The sequence below is a fragment of the Microvirga flocculans ATCC BAA-817 genome (genome assembly GCF_000518665.1).
GTDB classification, from domain to species: Bacteria; Pseudomonadota; Alphaproteobacteria; order Rhizobiales; family Beijerinckiaceae; genus Microvirga; species Microvirga flocculans.
In genome coordinates, this window is sequence record NZ_JAEA01000008.1 from 185,641 (window position 1) to 201,882 (window position 16,242).

The 16,242-nt window shown below is 65.2% G+C and carries 15 protein-coding genes; 5 read left to right on the top strand and 10 right to left on the bottom strand.

The window, feature by feature from the left end:
- The first annotated feature begins 151 nt into the window (after window positions 1-151).
- Window positions 152-775 carry a TRAP transporter small permease subunit gene (locus L879_RS21275; protein ID WP_035459302.1) on the top strand — a complete coding sequence of 208 codons (624 nt, stop codon included), beginning with the start codon at window positions 152-154 and terminating at the stop codon, window positions 773-775.
- Between the two features lie 41 nt (window positions 776-816).
- The gene (locus tag L879_RS0110715) at window positions 817-2,712 is read left to right on the top strand and encodes a TRAP transporter large permease (protein WP_027316104.1); all 1,896 of its coding nucleotides are present in this window, start codon (window positions 817-819) and stop codon (window positions 2,710-2,712) included.
- A gap of 134 nt (window positions 2,713-2,846) precedes the next feature.
- On the opposite strand, the gene L879_RS0110720 is transcribed toward L879_RS0110715, so the two are convergent.
- From L879_RS0110720 to L879_RS0110730, 3 genes are all read right to left on the bottom strand, one after another.
- Window positions 2,847-3,206 carry an ArsC family reductase gene (locus L879_RS0110720; RefSeq protein ID WP_027316105.1) on the bottom strand — a complete coding sequence of 120 codons (360 nt, stop codon included), beginning with the start codon at window positions 3,204-3,206 and terminating at the stop codon, window positions 2,847-2,849.
- A 3-nt stretch (window positions 3,207-3,209) separates the two neighbouring features.
- Entirely contained in the window at window positions 3,210-4,766 is a 1,557-nt protein-coding gene (gene guaA, locus L879_RS0110725) for a glutamine-hydrolyzing GMP synthase (protein ID WP_027316106.1), read from the bottom strand.
- Window positions 4,767-4,901: 135 nt separating this feature from the next.
- Window positions 4,902-6,200: an RsmB/NOP family class I SAM-dependent RNA methyltransferase gene (locus tag L879_RS0110730; RefSeq protein ID WP_027316107.1), complete on the bottom strand. Its 1,299-nt coding sequence runs from the start codon at window positions 6,198-6,200 to the stop codon at window positions 4,902-4,904.
- A 122-nt stretch (window positions 6,201-6,322) separates the two neighbouring features.
- On the opposite strand from L879_RS0110730, the gene L879_RS23980 reads away from it, so the two are divergent.
- Window positions 6,323-6,472, top strand: a complete 150-nt coding sequence (locus L879_RS23980; RefSeq protein ID WP_169732747.1) for a hypothetical protein — start codon at window positions 6,323-6,325, stop codon at window positions 6,470-6,472.
- Window positions 6,473-6,516: 44 nt separating this feature from the next.
- Here the strand turns inward: L879_RS23980 and L879_RS0110740 are convergent, their stop codons facing one another.
- On the bottom strand, window positions 6,517-6,948 hold the full coding sequence (locus tag L879_RS0110740) for an MAPEG family protein (RefSeq protein WP_027316108.1): 432 nt from the start codon (window positions 6,946-6,948) through the stop codon (window positions 6,517-6,519).
- A 21-nt stretch (window positions 6,949-6,969) separates the two neighbouring features.
- Window positions 6,970-8,463: an IMP dehydrogenase gene (gene guaB / locus L879_RS0110745; RefSeq protein ID WP_027316109.1), complete on the bottom strand. Its 1,494-nt coding sequence runs from the start codon at window positions 8,461-8,463 to the stop codon at window positions 6,970-6,972.
- Between the two features lie 175 nt (window positions 8,464-8,638).
- On the opposite strand from guaB, the gene L879_RS0110750 reads away from it, so the two are divergent.
- Both L879_RS0110750 and L879_RS0110755 read left to right on the top strand, forming a co-directional pair.
- On the top strand, window positions 8,639-10,075 hold the full coding sequence (locus L879_RS0110750; RefSeq protein WP_027316110.1) for a DHA2 family efflux MFS transporter permease subunit: 1,437 nt from the start codon (window positions 8,639-8,641) through the stop codon (window positions 10,073-10,075).
- A complete protein-coding gene (locus tag L879_RS0110755; protein WP_438268119.1) occupies window positions 10,039-10,971 on the top strand; it encodes a dienelactone hydrolase family protein in 933 nt (310 codons plus the stop codon). The genes L879_RS0110750 and L879_RS0110755 overlap by 37 nt, the downstream gene beginning before the upstream one ends.
- Before the next feature lie 246 nt (window positions 10,972-11,217).
- Here L879_RS0110755 and L879_RS0110760 read toward each other — a convergent pair whose 3' ends face one another.
- The 5 genes from L879_RS0110760 to efp form a co-directional block, all read right to left on the bottom strand.
- On the bottom strand, window positions 11,218-12,153 hold the full coding sequence (locus L879_RS0110760) for a Gfo/Idh/MocA family protein (RefSeq protein ID WP_027316112.1): 936 nt from the start codon (window positions 12,151-12,153) through the stop codon (window positions 11,218-11,220).
- A 44-nt stretch (window positions 12,154-12,197) separates the two neighbouring features.
- Window positions 12,198-12,896 carry an RlmE family RNA methyltransferase gene (locus tag L879_RS0110765; RefSeq protein ID WP_027316113.1) on the bottom strand — a complete coding sequence of 233 codons (699 nt, stop codon included), beginning with the start codon at window positions 12,894-12,896 and terminating at the stop codon, window positions 12,198-12,200.
- Window positions 12,893-13,996, bottom strand: coding sequence for a Ppx/GppA phosphatase family protein (locus L879_RS21280; protein ID WP_245265212.1), 1,104 nt, complete (start codon window positions 13,994-13,996; stop codon window positions 12,893-12,895). Before L879_RS21280 ends, L879_RS0110765 begins: the two co-directional genes overlap by 4 nt.
- Window positions 13,997-14,240: 244 nt before the next feature.
- Window positions 14,241-15,425 carry an aminotransferase gene (locus L879_RS0110775; protein WP_035459304.1) on the bottom strand — a complete coding sequence of 395 codons (1,185 nt, stop codon included), beginning with the start codon at window positions 15,423-15,425 and terminating at the stop codon, window positions 14,241-14,243.
- Window positions 15,426-15,540: 115 nt separating this feature from the next.
- Complete coding sequence (gene efp / locus L879_RS0110780) at window positions 15,541-16,107, bottom strand: elongation factor P (RefSeq protein WP_027316115.1); 567 nt, start codon at window positions 16,105-16,107, stop codon at window positions 15,541-15,543.
- Window positions 16,108-16,242 lie beyond the last annotated feature (135 nt).

Sequence of the window (16,242 nt, forward strand, 5' to 3'; positions counted from 1 at the left end):
CTTTTAACATTAGGCTATCTTGCAGCACGAAAATTTCCCCGTTACTGAGCGGACCAAACCTTGACTTAGACTAAAACGGCATTGGCAAAACCGGCCTTGGTCCGATAGCTAGGCCGTCATATCAACCAATATGTTTCAAAGGGGGAGACAGGTGACGGCGCTTCTTCGGCTATCCCGTGTCATCGACGCCTTCAACGAACGCATCGGCAAAGTCGCCGCCTGGGCCATCGTGGTGGCCATCCTGGTATCGGCCGTCAATGCCATCATCCGGCGCGTGTTCGGCGTCTCGTCCAATGCCTGGCTCGAGCTTCAATGGTACCTGTTCGGCGCCGTGTTCATGCTCTGCGCCGCCTGGACCCTGAAGGTCAACGAGCACATCCGGATCGACATCATCTCGAGCAGGCTCTCGAAGCGCTCTCGGGACGGGATCGACGTCTTCGGGCACGTCTTCTTCCTGTTCCCCTTCGTAGCCCTGATGCTCTATCTCTCGGTCCCGTACTTCATCCGTTCCTACGAATCCGGCGAGGTTTCCTCGAATGCGGGCGGCCTCCTGATCTGGCCGGCCAAGGGGCTGATCCTCCTCGGCTTCATTTCCTTGGCCTTCCAGTGGCTGAGCGAGCTCATCAAGCGCGTGGCCATCAGGAACGGCCAACTTGCCGATGAGGAAGCCTCTGGACACAGCGTTGAGGCCGAGGCGGAGCGCCTCATCCAAGAAATCGGCACCGTCAATGCACCCGGCACCGGCGGCACGCCCCCCGGCGACGGCATCAGCTGATCGTCGCGGCGCCTGTTACACGTTTTCCGGAGTTCTCATCGATGGCTGCATTGATTGCCCAGAACCTCGCGCCGATCATGTTCGCGGCGCTCGTGGTCTTCCTTCTCCTCGGCTACCCGGTCGCCTTCGCCCTGGCGGCCAACGGCCTCCTGTTCTTCTTCGTCGCGGTGGAGCTCGCGCCTCTCGCGCCCGATACCATCACCCTCTCCTGGCCGCTGCTCCAGGCCCTGCCCGACCGCATCTTCGGCACCATGTCGAACGAGGTGCTTCTGGCCGTGCCGTTCTTCACCTTCATGGGATTGGTGCTCGAACGGTCCGGCATGGCCGAAGACCTGCTCGACACCATCGGACAGCTCTTCGGCCCGGTTCGCGGCGGCCTTGCCTATGCGGTGATCTTCGTGGGCGCGCTGCTGGCTGCGACCACCGGCGTCGTGGCGGCTTCCGTGATCTCGATGGGCCTCATCTCCCTGCCGATCATGCTGCGCTACGGCTATGACCGTCGCCTCGCCTCCGGTGTGATCGCGGCCTCCGGCACCCTGGCCCAGATCATTCCGCCCTCCCTCGTCCTGATCGTCATGGCCGACCAGCTCGGCCGCTCCGTGGGCGACATGTACGAGGGCGCGTTCCTGCCCGGCCTGATCCTGACCGGCCTCTATGCCGGCTACATCATGCTGATGTCGATCCTCTTCCCGAAATCCGCTCCCGGCCTCCCGCCGGAGGCCATCGGCTACCGCGAGCCGAGCGGAGCCCGCGGCGTGTGGCAGCTCGGCATCCTGGTCGTGTTCTCTGGCCTCGTCGGCTACTACATCATGTCCCAGACCAACACCAAGGCGGGCGCCGACTTCGTCATCCTGACGATCTGCGTCGCTACCGTGGTGGCCCTGATCTGCGCCCTGATGAACAAGATGCTCGGCGCCAAGCGCATCGCCATCTCGGCCGTGCTGGTGGCCCTTTTCGTGGGCGTCTACGCGGTTCTGCACAGCCAGGGCCATGAAGGGCTCGCGCTTACCTTCGAGATGATCCTCGCAGGCGCGATCTATGCACTGATCGTCGGCCTCGTCGAGCGCTTCACGGGGCTGCGCCTCATGTCGAACATGGCCCAGCAGGTCACCTTCGTGATGGTGCCTCCGCTGCTGCTCATCTTCCTCGTGCTCGGCACCATCTTCATCGGCCTGGCGACCCCGACCGAAGGCGGCGCCATGGGCGCGCTGGGCTCGGTGATCCTGGCGGCCGTCAAACGCAAACTCGACAACAACCCTTCCCGCTTCAACTGGACCCTGGTCCGTCAGGCCACAGAGGCGACCGCGAAGCTTTCGGCCTTCGTGCTGTTCATCCTCATCGGCGCCCGCGTGTTCTCGCTCACCTTCTATGGGGTGAACGGGCATATCTGGGTCGAGCACCTGCTCACCTCGCTGCCGGGCGGCCAGGTCGGCTTCCTGGTCGTCGTGAACGTCCTGGTGTTCTTCCTGGCGTTCTTCCTCGATTACTTCGAGCTGGCCTTCATCATCATCCCGCTCCTCGGCCCCGCCGCCGACAAGCTCGGGATCGACCTGATCTGGTTCGGCGTAATCCTTGCCGTGAACATGCAGACCTCGTTCATGCACCCGCCCTTCGGCTTCGCTCTCTTCTTCCTGCGTTCGGTGGCCCCCAAGGTGCCGTATATCGACCGCGTGACGGGCAAGAGGATGGAGCCGGTGACCACGGGCCAGATCTACTGGGGCGCGGTGCCCTTCGTGATCATCCAGCTGATCATGGTCGGCATCGTGATCCTGTTCCCGCAGATCGTGATGCACTACAAGGCCGCCGGCCCCGCCGTCGATCCGGCCGCCGTCCAGAAGAAGCTCGACGAGCTTCTGGTTCCCGGCCTCGGCGGCCCCGGCAGCGAGCCGGGCGGCCTCCCCGGCCTGAACTTCGACGAGCCGCCGAAGATCCAGTAAGGACGGCTCACGTCAGACAAGGCAAAGGCGGGCTTTACGGCCCGCCTTTTTTGTTTGAGACGCCCTTTAAAATGAGATGGCCGGGACAAGCCCGGCCATGAAGAAGATTGCGCATGACGCGAAGCCGTTGTCCGCTATCCGACCGCCTCTTCATAGAGCTCCGACTTGAACCCCACGAGAAGCTGCCCTCCAAGATCGAGCACGGGGCGCTTGATCATGGAAGGCTGGTCGAGCATGAGCGCGAGCGCCTTGCGCTCGTCGAGACCGGCCTTGTCGGCCTCCGGCAGCTTGCGGAACGTCGTGCCCGCGCGGTTGAGGAGCGTCTCCCAGCCCACGGCCTTGGCCCAGCCCTCGAGCCGCGCGCGGTCGATGCCTTCAACCTTGTAGTCATGGAAGGTGTAGGCGACGCCTTTGGCATCCAGCCAGGCGCGCGCCTTCTTCATCGTGTCGCAGTTCTTGATGCCGTAGAGCGTCACGGCTCCCTTCGACGCCATCGCTTATTCCCACTCGATTGTGCCGGGCGGCTTCGAGGTGATGTCGTAGGTGACGCGGTTGATGCCCTTCACCTCGTTGATGATGCGGGTGGCCACACGGCCGAGGAAGGCCATGTCAAAGGGATAGAAATCCGCCGTCATGCCGTCGACCGAGGTCACGGCGCGCAGGGCACAGACGTGGTCGTAGGTGCGCCCGTCGCCCATGACGCCCACCGTCTTGACGGGAAGCAGGACGGCGAAGGCCTGCCAGATTTCGTCATAGAGGCCCGCCTTGCGGATCTCGTCGAGATAGATCGCGTCCGCCTTGCGCAGGATATCGAGCTTCTCGCGGGTGATCTCTCCCGGAACGCGGATGGCGAGACCGGGACCCGGGAACGGGTGGCGGCCGACGAAGGCGTCAGGCAGGCCGAGCTCGCGGCCGAGCACCCTCACCTCGTCCTTGAACAGCTCCCGCAGGGGCTCCACGAGCTTCATGTTCATGCGCTCGGGCAGACCGCCCACATTGTGGTGGCTCTTGATGGTGACGGACGGGCCGCCCGTGAAGGAGACGCTCTCTATGACGTCGGGATAGAGGGTGCCCTGGGCCAGGAACTCGGCCCCACCGATCTTTCTGGCCTCCTCCTCGAACACGTCGATGAAGAGCTTGCCGATGGTCTTGCGCTTCACCTCCGGGTCCGACACCCCTTCCAGGGCGCCGATGAAGAGGTCCTGCGCCTGCACGTGGACGAGCGGGATGTTGTAGTGGTCACGGAAGAGCGTGACCACCTGCTCGGCCTCTGCGGCCCGCAGAAGCCCGTGATCGACGAAGACGCAGGTGAGCTGGTCGCCGATGGCTTCGTGGATGAGGACCGCCGCCACGGCGGAATCGACGCCGCCGGAAAGGCCGCAGATCACCCGGCCTTTACCGACCTGGGCGCGGATGCGCTCGATGGCCTCCTCGCGGAAGGCCTTCATGGTCCAGTCGCCCCTGCAGCCCGCAATGTCGCGCACGAAGTTGCGGATGAGCTGCGCCCCCTGCGGCGTGTGCACCACTTCCGGGTGGAACTGGACGCCGTAGAACTTCTGCTCCTCGTCGGCCACCACGGCGAAGGGCGCGTTCTCGGACGCGGCCAGCACCTCGAAGCCTGCGGGGAGCTTGGTCACCCGGTCGCCATGGCTCATCCAGACCGGATATTTCTTGCCCACCTGCCATACGCCCTGGAACAGCGGGCTCTCGCTATAGACCTCGATCTCGGCGCGGCCGAACTCGGAATGGTGCCCGCCCTCGACCTCGCCGCCGAGCTGGGCGGCCATGGCCTGCTGGCCGTAGCAGATGCCGAAGACCGGCAGGCCCGTCTCGAACAGCTCCTCCGGGGCGCGGGGCGACGTATCGGTGGTCACGGATTCCGGCCCGCCGGAGAGGATCACGCCCTTGGGCTTCATGGTCCGGATGGCCTCGGCGGCCTTCTGGAACGGCACGACCTCCGAATAGACGCCCTCCTCGCGCACGCGGCGCGCGATGAGCTGGGTGACTTGGGAGCCGAAATCGATGATCAGGATCTTGTCGTGGGTCTGGGTCATGGTCTCTCGCGTGGGCCCTGAGCGAAGGAGCGTAAAGCTCCCGTGCTTTACCTCCATATCGCTGCGGATGTCATGCCTTTTGAGGGGCTTGGGACCAAGTCCCCCGATTTTTCATGACGTCGAACCGGCGCCCGGTCAGGCCTCGCGCCGCAGGATCGCGACGAAGAAGCCGTCCGTGCCGGTCCGGTGCGGGGTCAGCTGCAGGCCGTAGGCCGTGCGGCGGATTTTCTCCGTGAGGCTTTGAAGCCCCGCCTGCCCCGGCAGCGCGTCGTGGGGCTCGGGCCTGAAGCCGTCATGGCGCTCCAGGAAGGCCGAGAGCGCGTCGTCGTTCTCCTCGGGCAGGATCGAGCAGGTGATATAGACAATGCGCCCGCCTGGCTTCACGAGCCGCGCAGCCCGGTCGAGAACCGTCGCCTGTTCCTTGCGCCGGGTCTCCAGGCTGCCGGGACGCAGGCGCCATTTCGCATCGGGGTTCCGCCGCCAGGTCCCGATCCCGGTGCAGGGCGCATCCACCAGCACGCAATCCATGCGCCCGTCGAGGTCCGACACCGCATCGGCCTTCGCCCGAGGCGTGCGGACCTGAACATTGCGGACGCCCGCCCGGCTCAGCCGATCGTGGATCGGGGCAAGGCGGCGCGCGTCGTTGTCGGTGGCGTAGATCTGTCCGTGATTGTCCATCATGGCCGCGAGCGCCAGGGTCTTGCCGCCGCCGCCCGCGCAGAGGTCGACCACCTGCTCGCCGGGCTTCACCTGCGAGATCAGGGCGGCGAGCTGCGAGCCTTCGTCCTGGATCTCGATCCAGCCCTTGAGGAATTCGGGCTCCGACTGCACGGCGGGTCCGCGCCCGTCTTCGCTCGGCGCGATCCTGAGACCCAGGGGCGAGAGCGGCGTCTCGATCGCGCCCAGATGCGGCAGGGCATCGTGCGCCTCCTCCCGGGAGGACACTTTCAGCGTGTTCACCCGCAGATCCAGCGGGGCACGGGTGGCGAGCGCCTGCATCTCCGGAACCAGATCGCCTCCGAACAGGCGCTGGAGCGAGGGTTCGATCCAATCGGGGAAGTCGCCCGCGACATGGGCGGGAGCGCCGGAGAGATCGGCTGTCGCGAGCCTGTCGCGCTCCTCGCCGGAGAGCGGCTCCGGCGCGAAGCGCTCGCCCGAGCAGAGCGCGGCGATGGCCCCGGCATCCAGGCCCCGCTGCAGGCGCAGCATGCCCAGCACGACGGCCCGGGGCGTATTCTCCCCCATGATCCAGGCGGAAGAGGCTTTGCGGCGCAGGGCATCGTAGACGAGGCTGGCGATGGCGGCCCGATCCTTGGAGCCTGCGAAGCGATGCGCCAGCCCCCAGTCCTTCAGGGCGTCGGCGGCCGGGCGGCGCCGGGCGTCGATATCGGCCAAAACCTCGATGGCGGCGGAAATGCGGGCGGCAGGTGTCATTGAAAAAGCACACTCAAGCTTGGCCGTAGATACGACACAAAGTTTCCTATTTTCCGCCCCGGTCGGACGTGGATTCAGAGAGCGCGTGCATTCCGCACGATTCCTCTCTGGAGACACTCCCTATGGTAATTCGTCTGACCCGCGGCCTCATCGCTCTCGGTCTCACTCTTGCAATCGCGGCCTGCGCCACGGCTCCGGCCGCGGACATCACCCCGCCGCCACGCAAGCCCACCGACGCCAAGACCCAGCTCGAGAGCGGCAAGAAGTACTAATCGAAAAGAGCGGGATGGGCGAGACCGCCCGTCCCGCCCTGTCCTTAGACACCGGCCTCCGCGGCCAAGAGGCGGATCGCGAAAATCACCCACATGGCGGCCAGGATCAGAACGCCGACCAGGAAAGCCTGAAAGCGCCAGGTAATCTTGTTCGAGGTCGTATGGATCGCCGCATGAACTAGGCGGCTCGCCACGAACATCCACGACATCACCACGAAGAGCATGTCCGCCTTGCGGGTGATGAGGGCCAGGACCACCAGCACGTAGAACAGAACCGGGACCTCGAACTGATTGTGGTACGCGTTCTGCACCTGCAGAACGCGCTTGGGCCAATTGCGCTCACCGAGCGCGATGTCCTTCACCTTCACTTCTCCGGCGCGCAATGTGCCGAAGCGGGAGCCTCCCAACCAGAACAGAAGGACGAAGGTCAACCCGACCTGGACGAGAACGGGCAGAATGACGGCGGTGACGCTCATGCAAGGGAACTCGACTGAAACTTAGCTGCGTGTCGGGTAATTAGGGCTTTCCCGCGTGATCGTCACGTCATGGACGTGGCTTTCGCGCAGGCCGGCGCTGGAGATGCGGATGAACTGCGCCTTCTCGCAGAACTCCGGCAGGGTCTTTGCGCCGACATAGCCCATGGAGGCGCGAAGGCCGCCGGTGAGCTGGTGGAGCACGCCCGAGACCGGTCCCTTGTAGGCCACCTGCCCTTCGACGCCTTCCGGCACGAGCTTGAGGGTATCGCGCACTTCGGCCTGGAAGTAGCGATCCGCCGATCCGCGGGCCATGGCCCCCACCGAGCCCATACCGCGATAGGACTTGTAGGAACGGCCCTGGTAGAGGAACACCTCGCCGGGGGTCTCGTCCGTACCGGCGAGGAGCGAGCCCACCATGGCGCAGGAAGCCCCGGCGGCGAGCGCCTTCGCGAGATCGCCCGAGAACTTGATGCCGCCGTCGGCGATCACCGGGACATCGGCTTTGGCGGCCGCCTCGACAGCCTCCATGATGGCGGTCAGCTGCGGCACGCCGACGCCCGCGACGATGCGGGTGGTGCAGATGGAGCCGGGGCCGATGCCGACCTTGACCGCATCCGCGCCGGCATCGATGAGGGCCTGGGCGCCCTCGCGGGTCGCCACGTTGCCGGCGACGACCTGGACGGCGTTCGAGAGCTTCTTCACGCGGGTGACGCTTTCCAGAACCTTCACCGAATGTCCGTGGGCCGTGTCCACCACGATCACGTCGCAGCCCGCGTCGATCAGGCGCTCGGCGCGCTCGAAGCCCTGTTCGCCCGTCGTGGTGGCCGCCGCGACCAGGAGACGGCCCTGCGAGTCCTTGGCGGCGTTGGGATAGGCGACCTGCTTCTCGATGTCCTTCACCGTGATCAGGCCGATGCAGCGGTAATGATCGTCGACGACCAGGAGCTTCTCGATCCGGAACTGGTGCAGAAGGTGGCGCGCCTCGTCCTGGCTCACGCCCTCTCGGACCGTGATCAGGCGGTCCTTGGTCATCAGCTCGGAGACCTTCTGGGCGGGATTGCTGGCAAAGCGCACGTCGCGGTTCGTCAGGATGCCGACGAGCTTGCCCTTGGCGCCCCCGGGTCCGCGCTCCACCACGGGAATTCCGGAAATGCCGTGATTCTTCATCATCGCCAGCGCGTCGGCCAGGGTCTCGTCGGGATGGATGGTGATGGGGTTCATTACCATGCCCGACTCGTAGCGCTTCACGAGCCGGACCTGCTCCGCCTGAACCTCGGGCTCCAGGTTGCGGTGGATCACGCCCAGGCCCCCGTTCTGGGCCATGGCGATGGCCATGCGGGCTTCCGTCACCGTGTCCATGGCGGAGGCGATGATCGGCATGTTGAGGCGAATGGTCCTGGTCAGCCGGGTCGCGACGTCCACGTCGGCGGGCATGACTTCGGAGCGGCCGGGCCGGAGCAGTACGTCATCGAAAGTCAGTCCTTCGATGAATTTATCGGCGAATGTGGGGGCCATGAGCCAACTCCTTAAAGGGTGCGCGGATGCAGGAATAACGCTTGAGCGAGTTGGCAAGGGTCCGTAGCACGGCCTTTCGCTTTCGCAAAGGGTCGAGCGGCGCATTCCCTGAAGATCTGCATTGCGCCTTTTGGCCCTTTGCATCGGAGGGCGGGAGCGTTAAGTCCTGCGAGTCATGCGTCATTCCCGCCTTCTCCCGCTGATCATCGCGACCGCCCTGTTCATGGAGAACACGGATTCGACCGTCATCTCCACGTCGCTTCCGATGATCGCGCAGGATCTGGGCACGGATCCCATCGCCCTCAAGCTGGCGCTTACCTCCTATCTGGTGAGCCTTGCGATATTCATCCCGATCTCCGGCTGGGTGGCGGACAAATACGGCGCAAGGACCATATTCACGGCGGCCATCGGGGTGTTCATGGCAGGCTCGCTCGCCTGCGCGGCGGCCAACTCCCTGGAAGGTTTCGTGCTGGCCCGCTTCGTCCAGGGTGCAGGCGGGGCCATGATGGTGCCGGTGGGGCGTCTCGTCCTTCTGCGGAGCGTCCCCCGCAGCGAGGTGGTGCAGGCGCTTGCGACCCTGACCATTCCGGCCCTCGTCGGCCCCATCGTCGGCCCGCCCCTGGGCGGCTTCATCACAGAATACTTTCACTGGCGCTGGATCTTCTTCATCAACATCCCGATCGGCATTCTCGGCATCATCATGGCCACGATCTTCGTGCCGAACGTAAGGGAAGACGACACGCCGCCCCTCGACGTGACCGGGTTCCTGCTCACGGGCGTCGGATTCGCCCTGCTCATGCTCGGCTTCGCCTCGGGCGGACGGCATCTGATCCCGGCCGAGATCTCGGCCGGGTGCGTCGCGATCGGCACGGTCAGCCTGGTCTTCTACGTCTTCCACGCCAGGCGCACGCCCTACCCTGTCCTGCACCTGAACCTTCTGAAGGTGCCCACCTTCAGGGTCAGCGTGCTCGGCGGGTCGCTCTTCCGAATCGGCGTCGGGGCCATTCCCTTCCTGCTGCCGCTGATGCTTCAGGTCGGCTTTGGCCTCAGCCCGCTGGCTTCGGGCTCGCTGACCTTCATCGCGGCCGTTGGCGCGCTGTTCATGAAGACCATGGCCAAGCGCATTCTCGAACGCACGGGCTTCCGCAGGCTCCTCATCGTCAACGCTTTCATCGGCGCGGGCTTCATCGCGGCCAACGGCTTCTTCTCGCCCGAGACGCCCCATTGGCTCATCATGATCATTCTGCTGGTCGGAGGCTGCTTCCGCTCGCTCCAGTTCACCAGCCTCAACGCCATCGGCTATGCGGAAATCTCCAACCGTGAGATGAGCTACGCCACGAGCCTGTCGAGCGCCTTGCAGCAGGTTTCCCTCAGCATCGGGGTCGCCTTCGGAGCCTTCGTGGTCGAGGCGGCGGCGGGGCTCGACGGCAATCCCGACATTACGGCCGCGGATTTCGGCCCTGCCTTCTGGGCCGTGGCCATCGTATCCGCCCTGTCCGGCTTCGTCTTTGCCAGCCTCTCGCCCACGGCCGGAGCCGAGATGTCCGGACACAGGATTGTGAAGGACAGGCCGCCATCGTCAGGCCTGGGAGACGGTATGTCGGGCCGCTAGACTGCGCTAGCTTCCATGACCGGACCCAGGAGGGCAGCATGGACCAGCGCATCATCGACCTCTACGACGACTTCACCCATGGCGGCATGAGCCGCCGCTCCTTCCTCGACCGCCTCGCGGCCCTGGCGGGCAGCACGGCCGCAGCAACGGCGCTTCTGCCGATCCTGCAAAACAACTACGCTCATGCCCAGACGGTGCCGGAGGGCGACCCGCGCATCGCGGCCCAGACGGTCGACATTCCGGGCGTTCAGGGGCTCAAGGGCTATCTCGTCAAGCCGAGCAACGCCACGGGCAAGCTGCCCACCGTGATCGTCATTCATGAGAACCGGGGCCTCAACCCGCACATCAAGGATGTGACCCGCCGCATGGCGACGGAGGGATTCATCGCTCTTGGCCTCGACTATCTCTCGCCCATGGGCGGCACGCCCGCCGACGAGGACAAGGGCCGCGAGATGATCGGCCAGCTGAAGCAGCCGGACGTGATCGCCTCCGGCAAGGCGGCGGTGGCCTATCTCAAGGGGCTTCCGGACGGCAACGGCAAGGTCGGCGCCATCGGCTTCTGCTGGGGCGGCGGCGCGGTGAACAATCTGGCCGTCAACGAGCCGAACCTGAATGCGGGCGTCGCCTATTACGGCGGCCAGCCGAAGGCGGAGGACGTGGCGAAGATCCAGGCCGCGCTCATGCTCCATTACGCAGGCCTGGACGAGCGCATCAATGCCGGGATCCCGGCCTATGAGGCGGCGCTGAAGCAGGCCGGCAAGACCTACGAGATGTACATGTACGAGGGCGCGAACCACGCCTTCAACAACGACACCAACACCGCCCGTTACGACAAGGACGCCGCCGACCTCGCCTGGAAGCGGACGGTCGGGTTCCTGAAGAAGAATTTGGCTTGAGTCTTCACACTTCAGACTGTCATTTCGGGGCTGCGAAACAGAACCCGTGATCGCTGAACAAGAATGGCGCGAGAACCCTCCCCCCTGCGGGGAGGAGTAGGAGATGGGGGTGCCGGCGCCAACGTTCTTTCATCTTGACGCTCACTCCCCCACCCTGGCCCTCCCCACAAGGGGGAAAGAGAGCCACATTCTGCGCACGATCCCGGATCGCCTGCGGCGTCCGGGATGACGCTAGAGGATAAAACATCAATCCTCGAACGGCTCCACCTGCACCCGCCTGCCGATCATGAAGGCGTCGGCGACGAGGCGGAAGGGAGCATCGTCGATCTCGGACTGGCGAGCGTTGAGGAGCGCATCGAAGCGGCGGTAGATGCCCTCGTATTCCGCCGGTTCCTCCTTCACCACGAGGCGGCCTCCGATTTCGAGGCAGGAGCCGCCCTGGGACAGCTTGAGGATCAGGCCCGCCTCTGTTTCCACTTCGATATCCCAGCTCTGGGGGCCGGTTTGACGCCAGTCGAAGACAGCCTGGAGATCGCCCTCCCCATGGTTCATCGCGAAGGTGAGCGCGGCCGCGATCGGCGCATCGCGGTTGGACGGGAATGAGAGGTCGGCCGTCTTGATGAAGACCGGCTCCGGCATGATGCGGGTGACGATGGACAGGGCATTGACGCCGGGATCGAAGACCCCGAAACCACCCGCCTGCCAGATCCATTGCTGGCCCGGATGCCAGTGCCGCACATCTTCCTTCCAGGTCACCAGGAGGCGCCTGACCGACCAGCCTGCGAGGGCCTTGCGCGCTTCCTTAACGGCCTTGTTGTACTGCGCGTGCCAGGTGGTGAAGACGACCCTGCCCGTCCTGGCGGCAAGACGCCTCAAATCCTCCAGCTCGCTCAAGGTGGCGGCGGGCGGCTTTTCCAGCAACACGCTCTTGCCGGCGAGAAGCGCCTCGCGGGCGATGGCATAGCGGACCTGGGGCGGCGTGCAGATCGAAACGGCTTCCAGCTCGGGAAGCTTCAGAAGCTCGCGATAATCCTGGAACGTATGGCGCGCATCCCGATGGGAGAGCCCGCGCTGGCTCGACACGGCGAGAAGCTCGAAGTTCGGATTGGCCCCGATCACGGGCAGGTGCTGGTCCTGCGCGATCTTGCCGAGTCCGATGATCCCGATCCTGTGCGCTGTCATAGCCGAGCCTCCTTCTCATCCGGGACACCAGGCATGGGCCTGGGTCAGGCGGAAGGAATCTCGCCCGCCCTTCCCCGGAAACCGGTCGCCATCACATAGAGTTCCGCCGAGTCGGCGCGGCTCGCCGCGGGCTTCACGTGGCGCACCACCGCGAAGTCGCGTTTCAGGTCGGCCAGGAGCTGGTTCTCGGTTCCGCCCTGGAACACCTTGGCGATGAAGACGCCGCCGGGCGCCAGAATTTCCCTGGCGAAGTAGATCGCCGCTTCGGCAAGGCCGATGATCCGCAGGTGATCGGTCTTCTTGTGGCCCGTGGTGTTGGCGGCCATGTCGGACATCACCACGTCGGCGGGCCCGCCCAGCATCTCGATCAGCTTGCCCGGTGCGCTTTCGTCCAGGAAGTCGAGCTGGATGAATTCGACCCCCGGCATGGGATCGATGGGCAACAGGTCGATGCCGACCACCTTGCCCTTCGCCCCCACCTTCCTGGCGGCGATCTGCGACCAGCCGCCGGGCGCAGCGCCGAGGTCGACGATGCGCTGGCCGGGCTTCAGAACATGGTACTTCTCGTCGATCTCCAGAAGCTTGAAGGCCGCGCGCGAGCGGTAGCCCTCGCGCTTGGCGCGGGCCACGTAAGGGTCGTTGAGCTGGCGTTCGAGCCATTTCTGGGAAGAGAGGGACCGCTTGTTGGCGGTTTTCACGCGCTGCTTGAGATTGCGGACACCCGAACCGGACTTTGCACTCACCGTTGGCTGCCCCCTCGCCACACAGAATCCTCTCGCATCATGTTCATCAAAATTCCTTCGCGCAGGCCGCGATCGGCAATGCGCAGGCGCTCCGACGGGAAGGTCCGGCGGATCGCTTCCAAAATGGCGCAGCCCGCGAGAACGAGATCGGCACGATCCTTGCCGATGCAAGGGTTCTCGGCGCGCTGCGTGAAGTTCGAATGCAGCAGGCGCTGCATCACGGTCGAGATTTCGCCGTGGCGCATCCACATCCCGTCGACCCGCCGCCGGTCGTAGCGTGCAAGGCCCAGGTGGATGCCGCCGACGGTGGTGACGGTTCCCGAGGTCCCGAGCAGATGGAAGTTCTGAGCCCGCCCGGCCGGGGCCGCGACCTCCGCGAAATCGAGCAGAAGGTCGGACACCTCCTCGACCATGTCCTCGAAGGCCTCAGGCGTCACATCGATCCCGCCATAGCGCTCGGCCAGGGTCACGACGCCGACGGGCAGCGAATCCCAGGCGCGGATGCGCTTGCAGGGGTCGGCGAAGGCATGGGGCGCCTGACCGTCGAGCCAGGCGATCTCCGTGGAGCCGCCGCCGATATCGAACACGATGACCGAATGGGCCTTGGGATCGACGAGCGACGCGCAGCCCGTCACGGCCAGATAGGCCTCCGTCTTGCGGTCCACGATCTCGAGCTCGAGGTCGAGTTCCTCCCGCACCCGCTCGATGAAGGAAGGACCGTTCTCCGCGAAGCGGCAGGCTTCGGTGGCGACGAGGCGCGCCCGCGTCACGTCCTTGACCGTCATCTTTTCCCGGCACACGCGCAAAGCGTCGAGGGTGCGCGAAATCGCATCGTCACTCAGGCGGTTGCCGCGCCCCAAACCTTCGCCGAGCCGCACGATGCGCGAGAAGGCATCCACGACCCGGAAGCCGAAATGGGCCGGCTCCGCAATGAGAAGGCGGCAATTGTTCGTGCCGAGATCGAGGGCGGCATAGCTTCGCGAGGAGCGCGGCTTCGTCTGCGGTCTCGGCGGCGGCGCGGACCGGTCGGCGACCCAGGAGTCATGGCGCGCCGAACCGATAAGCGGTTCGGCAAACCGTTCCCCTGCTTCTGTTGTCACGTCGACTTTGACCGCCAAAACGAATCCCCGAGCCTTCGGAAGGCATGTGTGGTTTCCTGCAGAGAGTAACCATCGCCCTACCATCCTGCCAAGGGTCGGGGCTGCAGATTATGGGTCGCACCCGGAGCGGAGGCTCCGCACGCGGCTTTCACGAGCGGGATGCGTCCGGCGCGCTTTTCCTCCGAAGAGCGGCCCTCGACGCAAAAAGCCGGAACGTTTTTCCATAGGCGGCGCGCGGGAGGGTTCAGAGCGTCAGCCCGCGAAACCGCTCCGTCAGGCCCTGAAGAATATCGCTGCCCACATTGGCGATGGCGACGCGCAGATGTCCTTCCTGGCCCGGGCCGAAATAGCTCCCGGGCAGGCAGAGGACGCCCCGCTCCGTAGCCAGTTTCTCCGCGACCTCCTGGGCCCGTCTCCCCCGGAACGGATGGCTCAGATAGGCGAAATACGCGCCGACCGACTCGATCCTCCACTCCGGCAATGGCGCCAGCGCGGCCTGAAAAACCTGTGCACGACGGTTGATCTCGGCCCGGTTGGCCTCGCGCCAGTCCCGCAGCGCCTCGATGGCCCAGGGCAGCGCCCCCTGCGCCGTGCGCGGCGCGCAGATCTGGATGCAGTCGAGAATCTTGGCGATCTGCTCGACGATCCTGGCATCCGCCGTGATCGCGCCGGTCCGGTGGCCCGGAATCGCATAGGATTTCGAGAAGGAATAGAGCTGGATCACCGTGTCGCGCCACTCCTCGCCCGTGAATAGCCCATGGGCGCGGTTCATGCCCTGTGGCAGGAAGTCCCGGTAAGTCTCGTCGATCACGAGATAAATCCCACGGTTGCGGCAAAGCTGCGCAAAGCTTTCGATCACATGGGCCGGATAGACGGCCCCGGTCGGGTTGTTGGGCGTGACGAGGACGATGGCCCTGACCTTCTCATCGATCAGCGCCTCGGCATCCTCGATGCGCGGCACGAACCCGGCCTCGGCCCGGCAAGGCAACGGGCGGGGCTCGATGCCGAGCATGTCGAGGCTCATCTGATGATTGAAGTACCAGGGCGTCGGCAGCAGCACCGCCTCGCCTTGGCGGGCGAGCAGCATCATGGCGGCGAAGAAGGCCATGTTGCAGCCCGCCGTGACGGCCGTATCCTCCGGGGCGATGCGGCCCTCGTAGATCCGGGACAACTCGGCCGCATAGGCTTCGCGGAGCGGCGCATCGCCGTTGATGGGGCCGTACTGGGAACCGGCCGCCGAGGCGGCGACGGAGGCCATTCTCTCCAGAAGCCCGTCATGAGGCGCGTTGCCCGGAACGGCCTGGGAGAGATTGATGAGCGGCCCGTAAGTCCCGCCATAACGCCTCGTCCAGGCCTGCGCTTCCGGTATCGGGGGAGTGCCGACATCGGCGACCAGGGGATTGATGGGATGAGCGAGACCGCGGATCATGAACCGTCGACTCCGGAAAAGAGAAGGGCAGGACGTTCGGGAAGCCTGTCCCGAAACCTCCTGCCCTGCAAGATCGGCCGGCACTCGAAGGAATGCCCGGCGCGGCGCGAGAACCTCAGTCCTTCGCGCGTTCCACGTAGGAGCCGTCTTCCGTCATGATGACGACGCGGGTGCCGGCGGTGATGTGGGGCGGCACCAGGGTGCGCACGCCGTTGGAGAGCATGGCGGGCTTGTACGACGAGGAAGCCGTCTGGCCCTTCACGACCGGCTCGGTCTCGGTGATCTCGAGGGTGACGCGGGCGGGCAGCTCGATGGCGATCGGCACGCCGTTATGGGTCGAGAGCATCACGGCCATGCCTTCCTGGAGATAGGCCTTCTGATCGCCGATGATGTCTTCCGGCACGACCACCTGGTCGTAGGTTTCCGGGTTCATGAAGTGGAAGCCCTCGCCGTCCTCGTAGAGGAAGGTGTGCTCACGGTCCTCCACGAAGGCGCGCTCCACCTGCTCGGTGGTGCGGTAGCGCTCTGAGACCTTCACGCCGTCGGAGATGCGGCGCATGTCGAGCTGGGTGACGGGCGTTCCCTTGCCGGGGTGGATATTCTGGGCGGTGAGCACGACATAGAGCTTGCCGTCGATATCGACGACATTGCCTTTGCGGAGCGTAGAGGCGATGACCTTCACGGGAAGCTTTCCTTGTGACAGATAGGGGCGCGTCGTGAGGGTCGGGTCGTCCAGCCCCCAGTGGCACCGAAAACGCTTTCGGAGCCGCAAGTAGCCTATCTTCGCGCAATTCGCCAGTCTGACCTTAACGAGCCC

Bases quoted from the DNA above. Each gene is read 5' to 3' on its own strand.
- L879_RS0110715 (WP_027316104.1), top strand. From the start codon at position 817: ATGGCTGCATTGATTGCCCAGAACCTCGCGCCGATCATGTTCGCGGCG.
- L879_RS0110720 (WP_027316105.1), bottom strand. From the start codon at position 3,206: ATGGCGTCGAAGGGAGCCGTGACGCTCTACGGCATCAAGAACTGCGAC.
- guaA (WP_027316106.1), bottom strand. From the start codon at position 4,766: ATGACCCAGACCCACGACAAGATCCTGATCATCGATTTCGGCTCCCAA.
- L879_RS0110730 (WP_027316107.1), bottom strand. From the start codon at position 6,200: ATGACACCTGCCGCCCGCATTTCCGCCGCCATCGAGGTTTTGGCCGAT.
- L879_RS23980 (WP_169732747.1), top strand. From the start codon at position 6,323: ATGGTAATTCGTCTGACCCGCGGCCTCATCGCTCTCGGTCTCACTCTT.
- L879_RS0110740 (WP_027316108.1), bottom strand. From the start codon at position 6,948: ATGAGCGTCACCGCCGTCATTCTGCCCGTTCTCGTCCAGGTCGGGTTG.
- guaB (WP_027316109.1), bottom strand. From the start codon at position 8,463: ATGGCCCCCACATTCGCCGATAAATTCATCGAAGGACTGACTTTCGAT.
- L879_RS0110750 (WP_027316110.1), top strand. From the start codon at position 8,639: ATGCGTCATTCCCGCCTTCTCCCGCTGATCATCGCGACCGCCCTGTTC.
- L879_RS0110760 (WP_027316112.1), bottom strand. From the start codon at position 12,153: ATGACAGCGCACAGGATCGGGATCATCGGACTCGGCAAGATCGCGCAG.
- L879_RS0110775 (WP_035459304.1), bottom strand. From the start codon at position 15,425: ATGATCCGCGGTCTCGCTCATCCCATCAATCCCCTGGTCGCCGATGTC.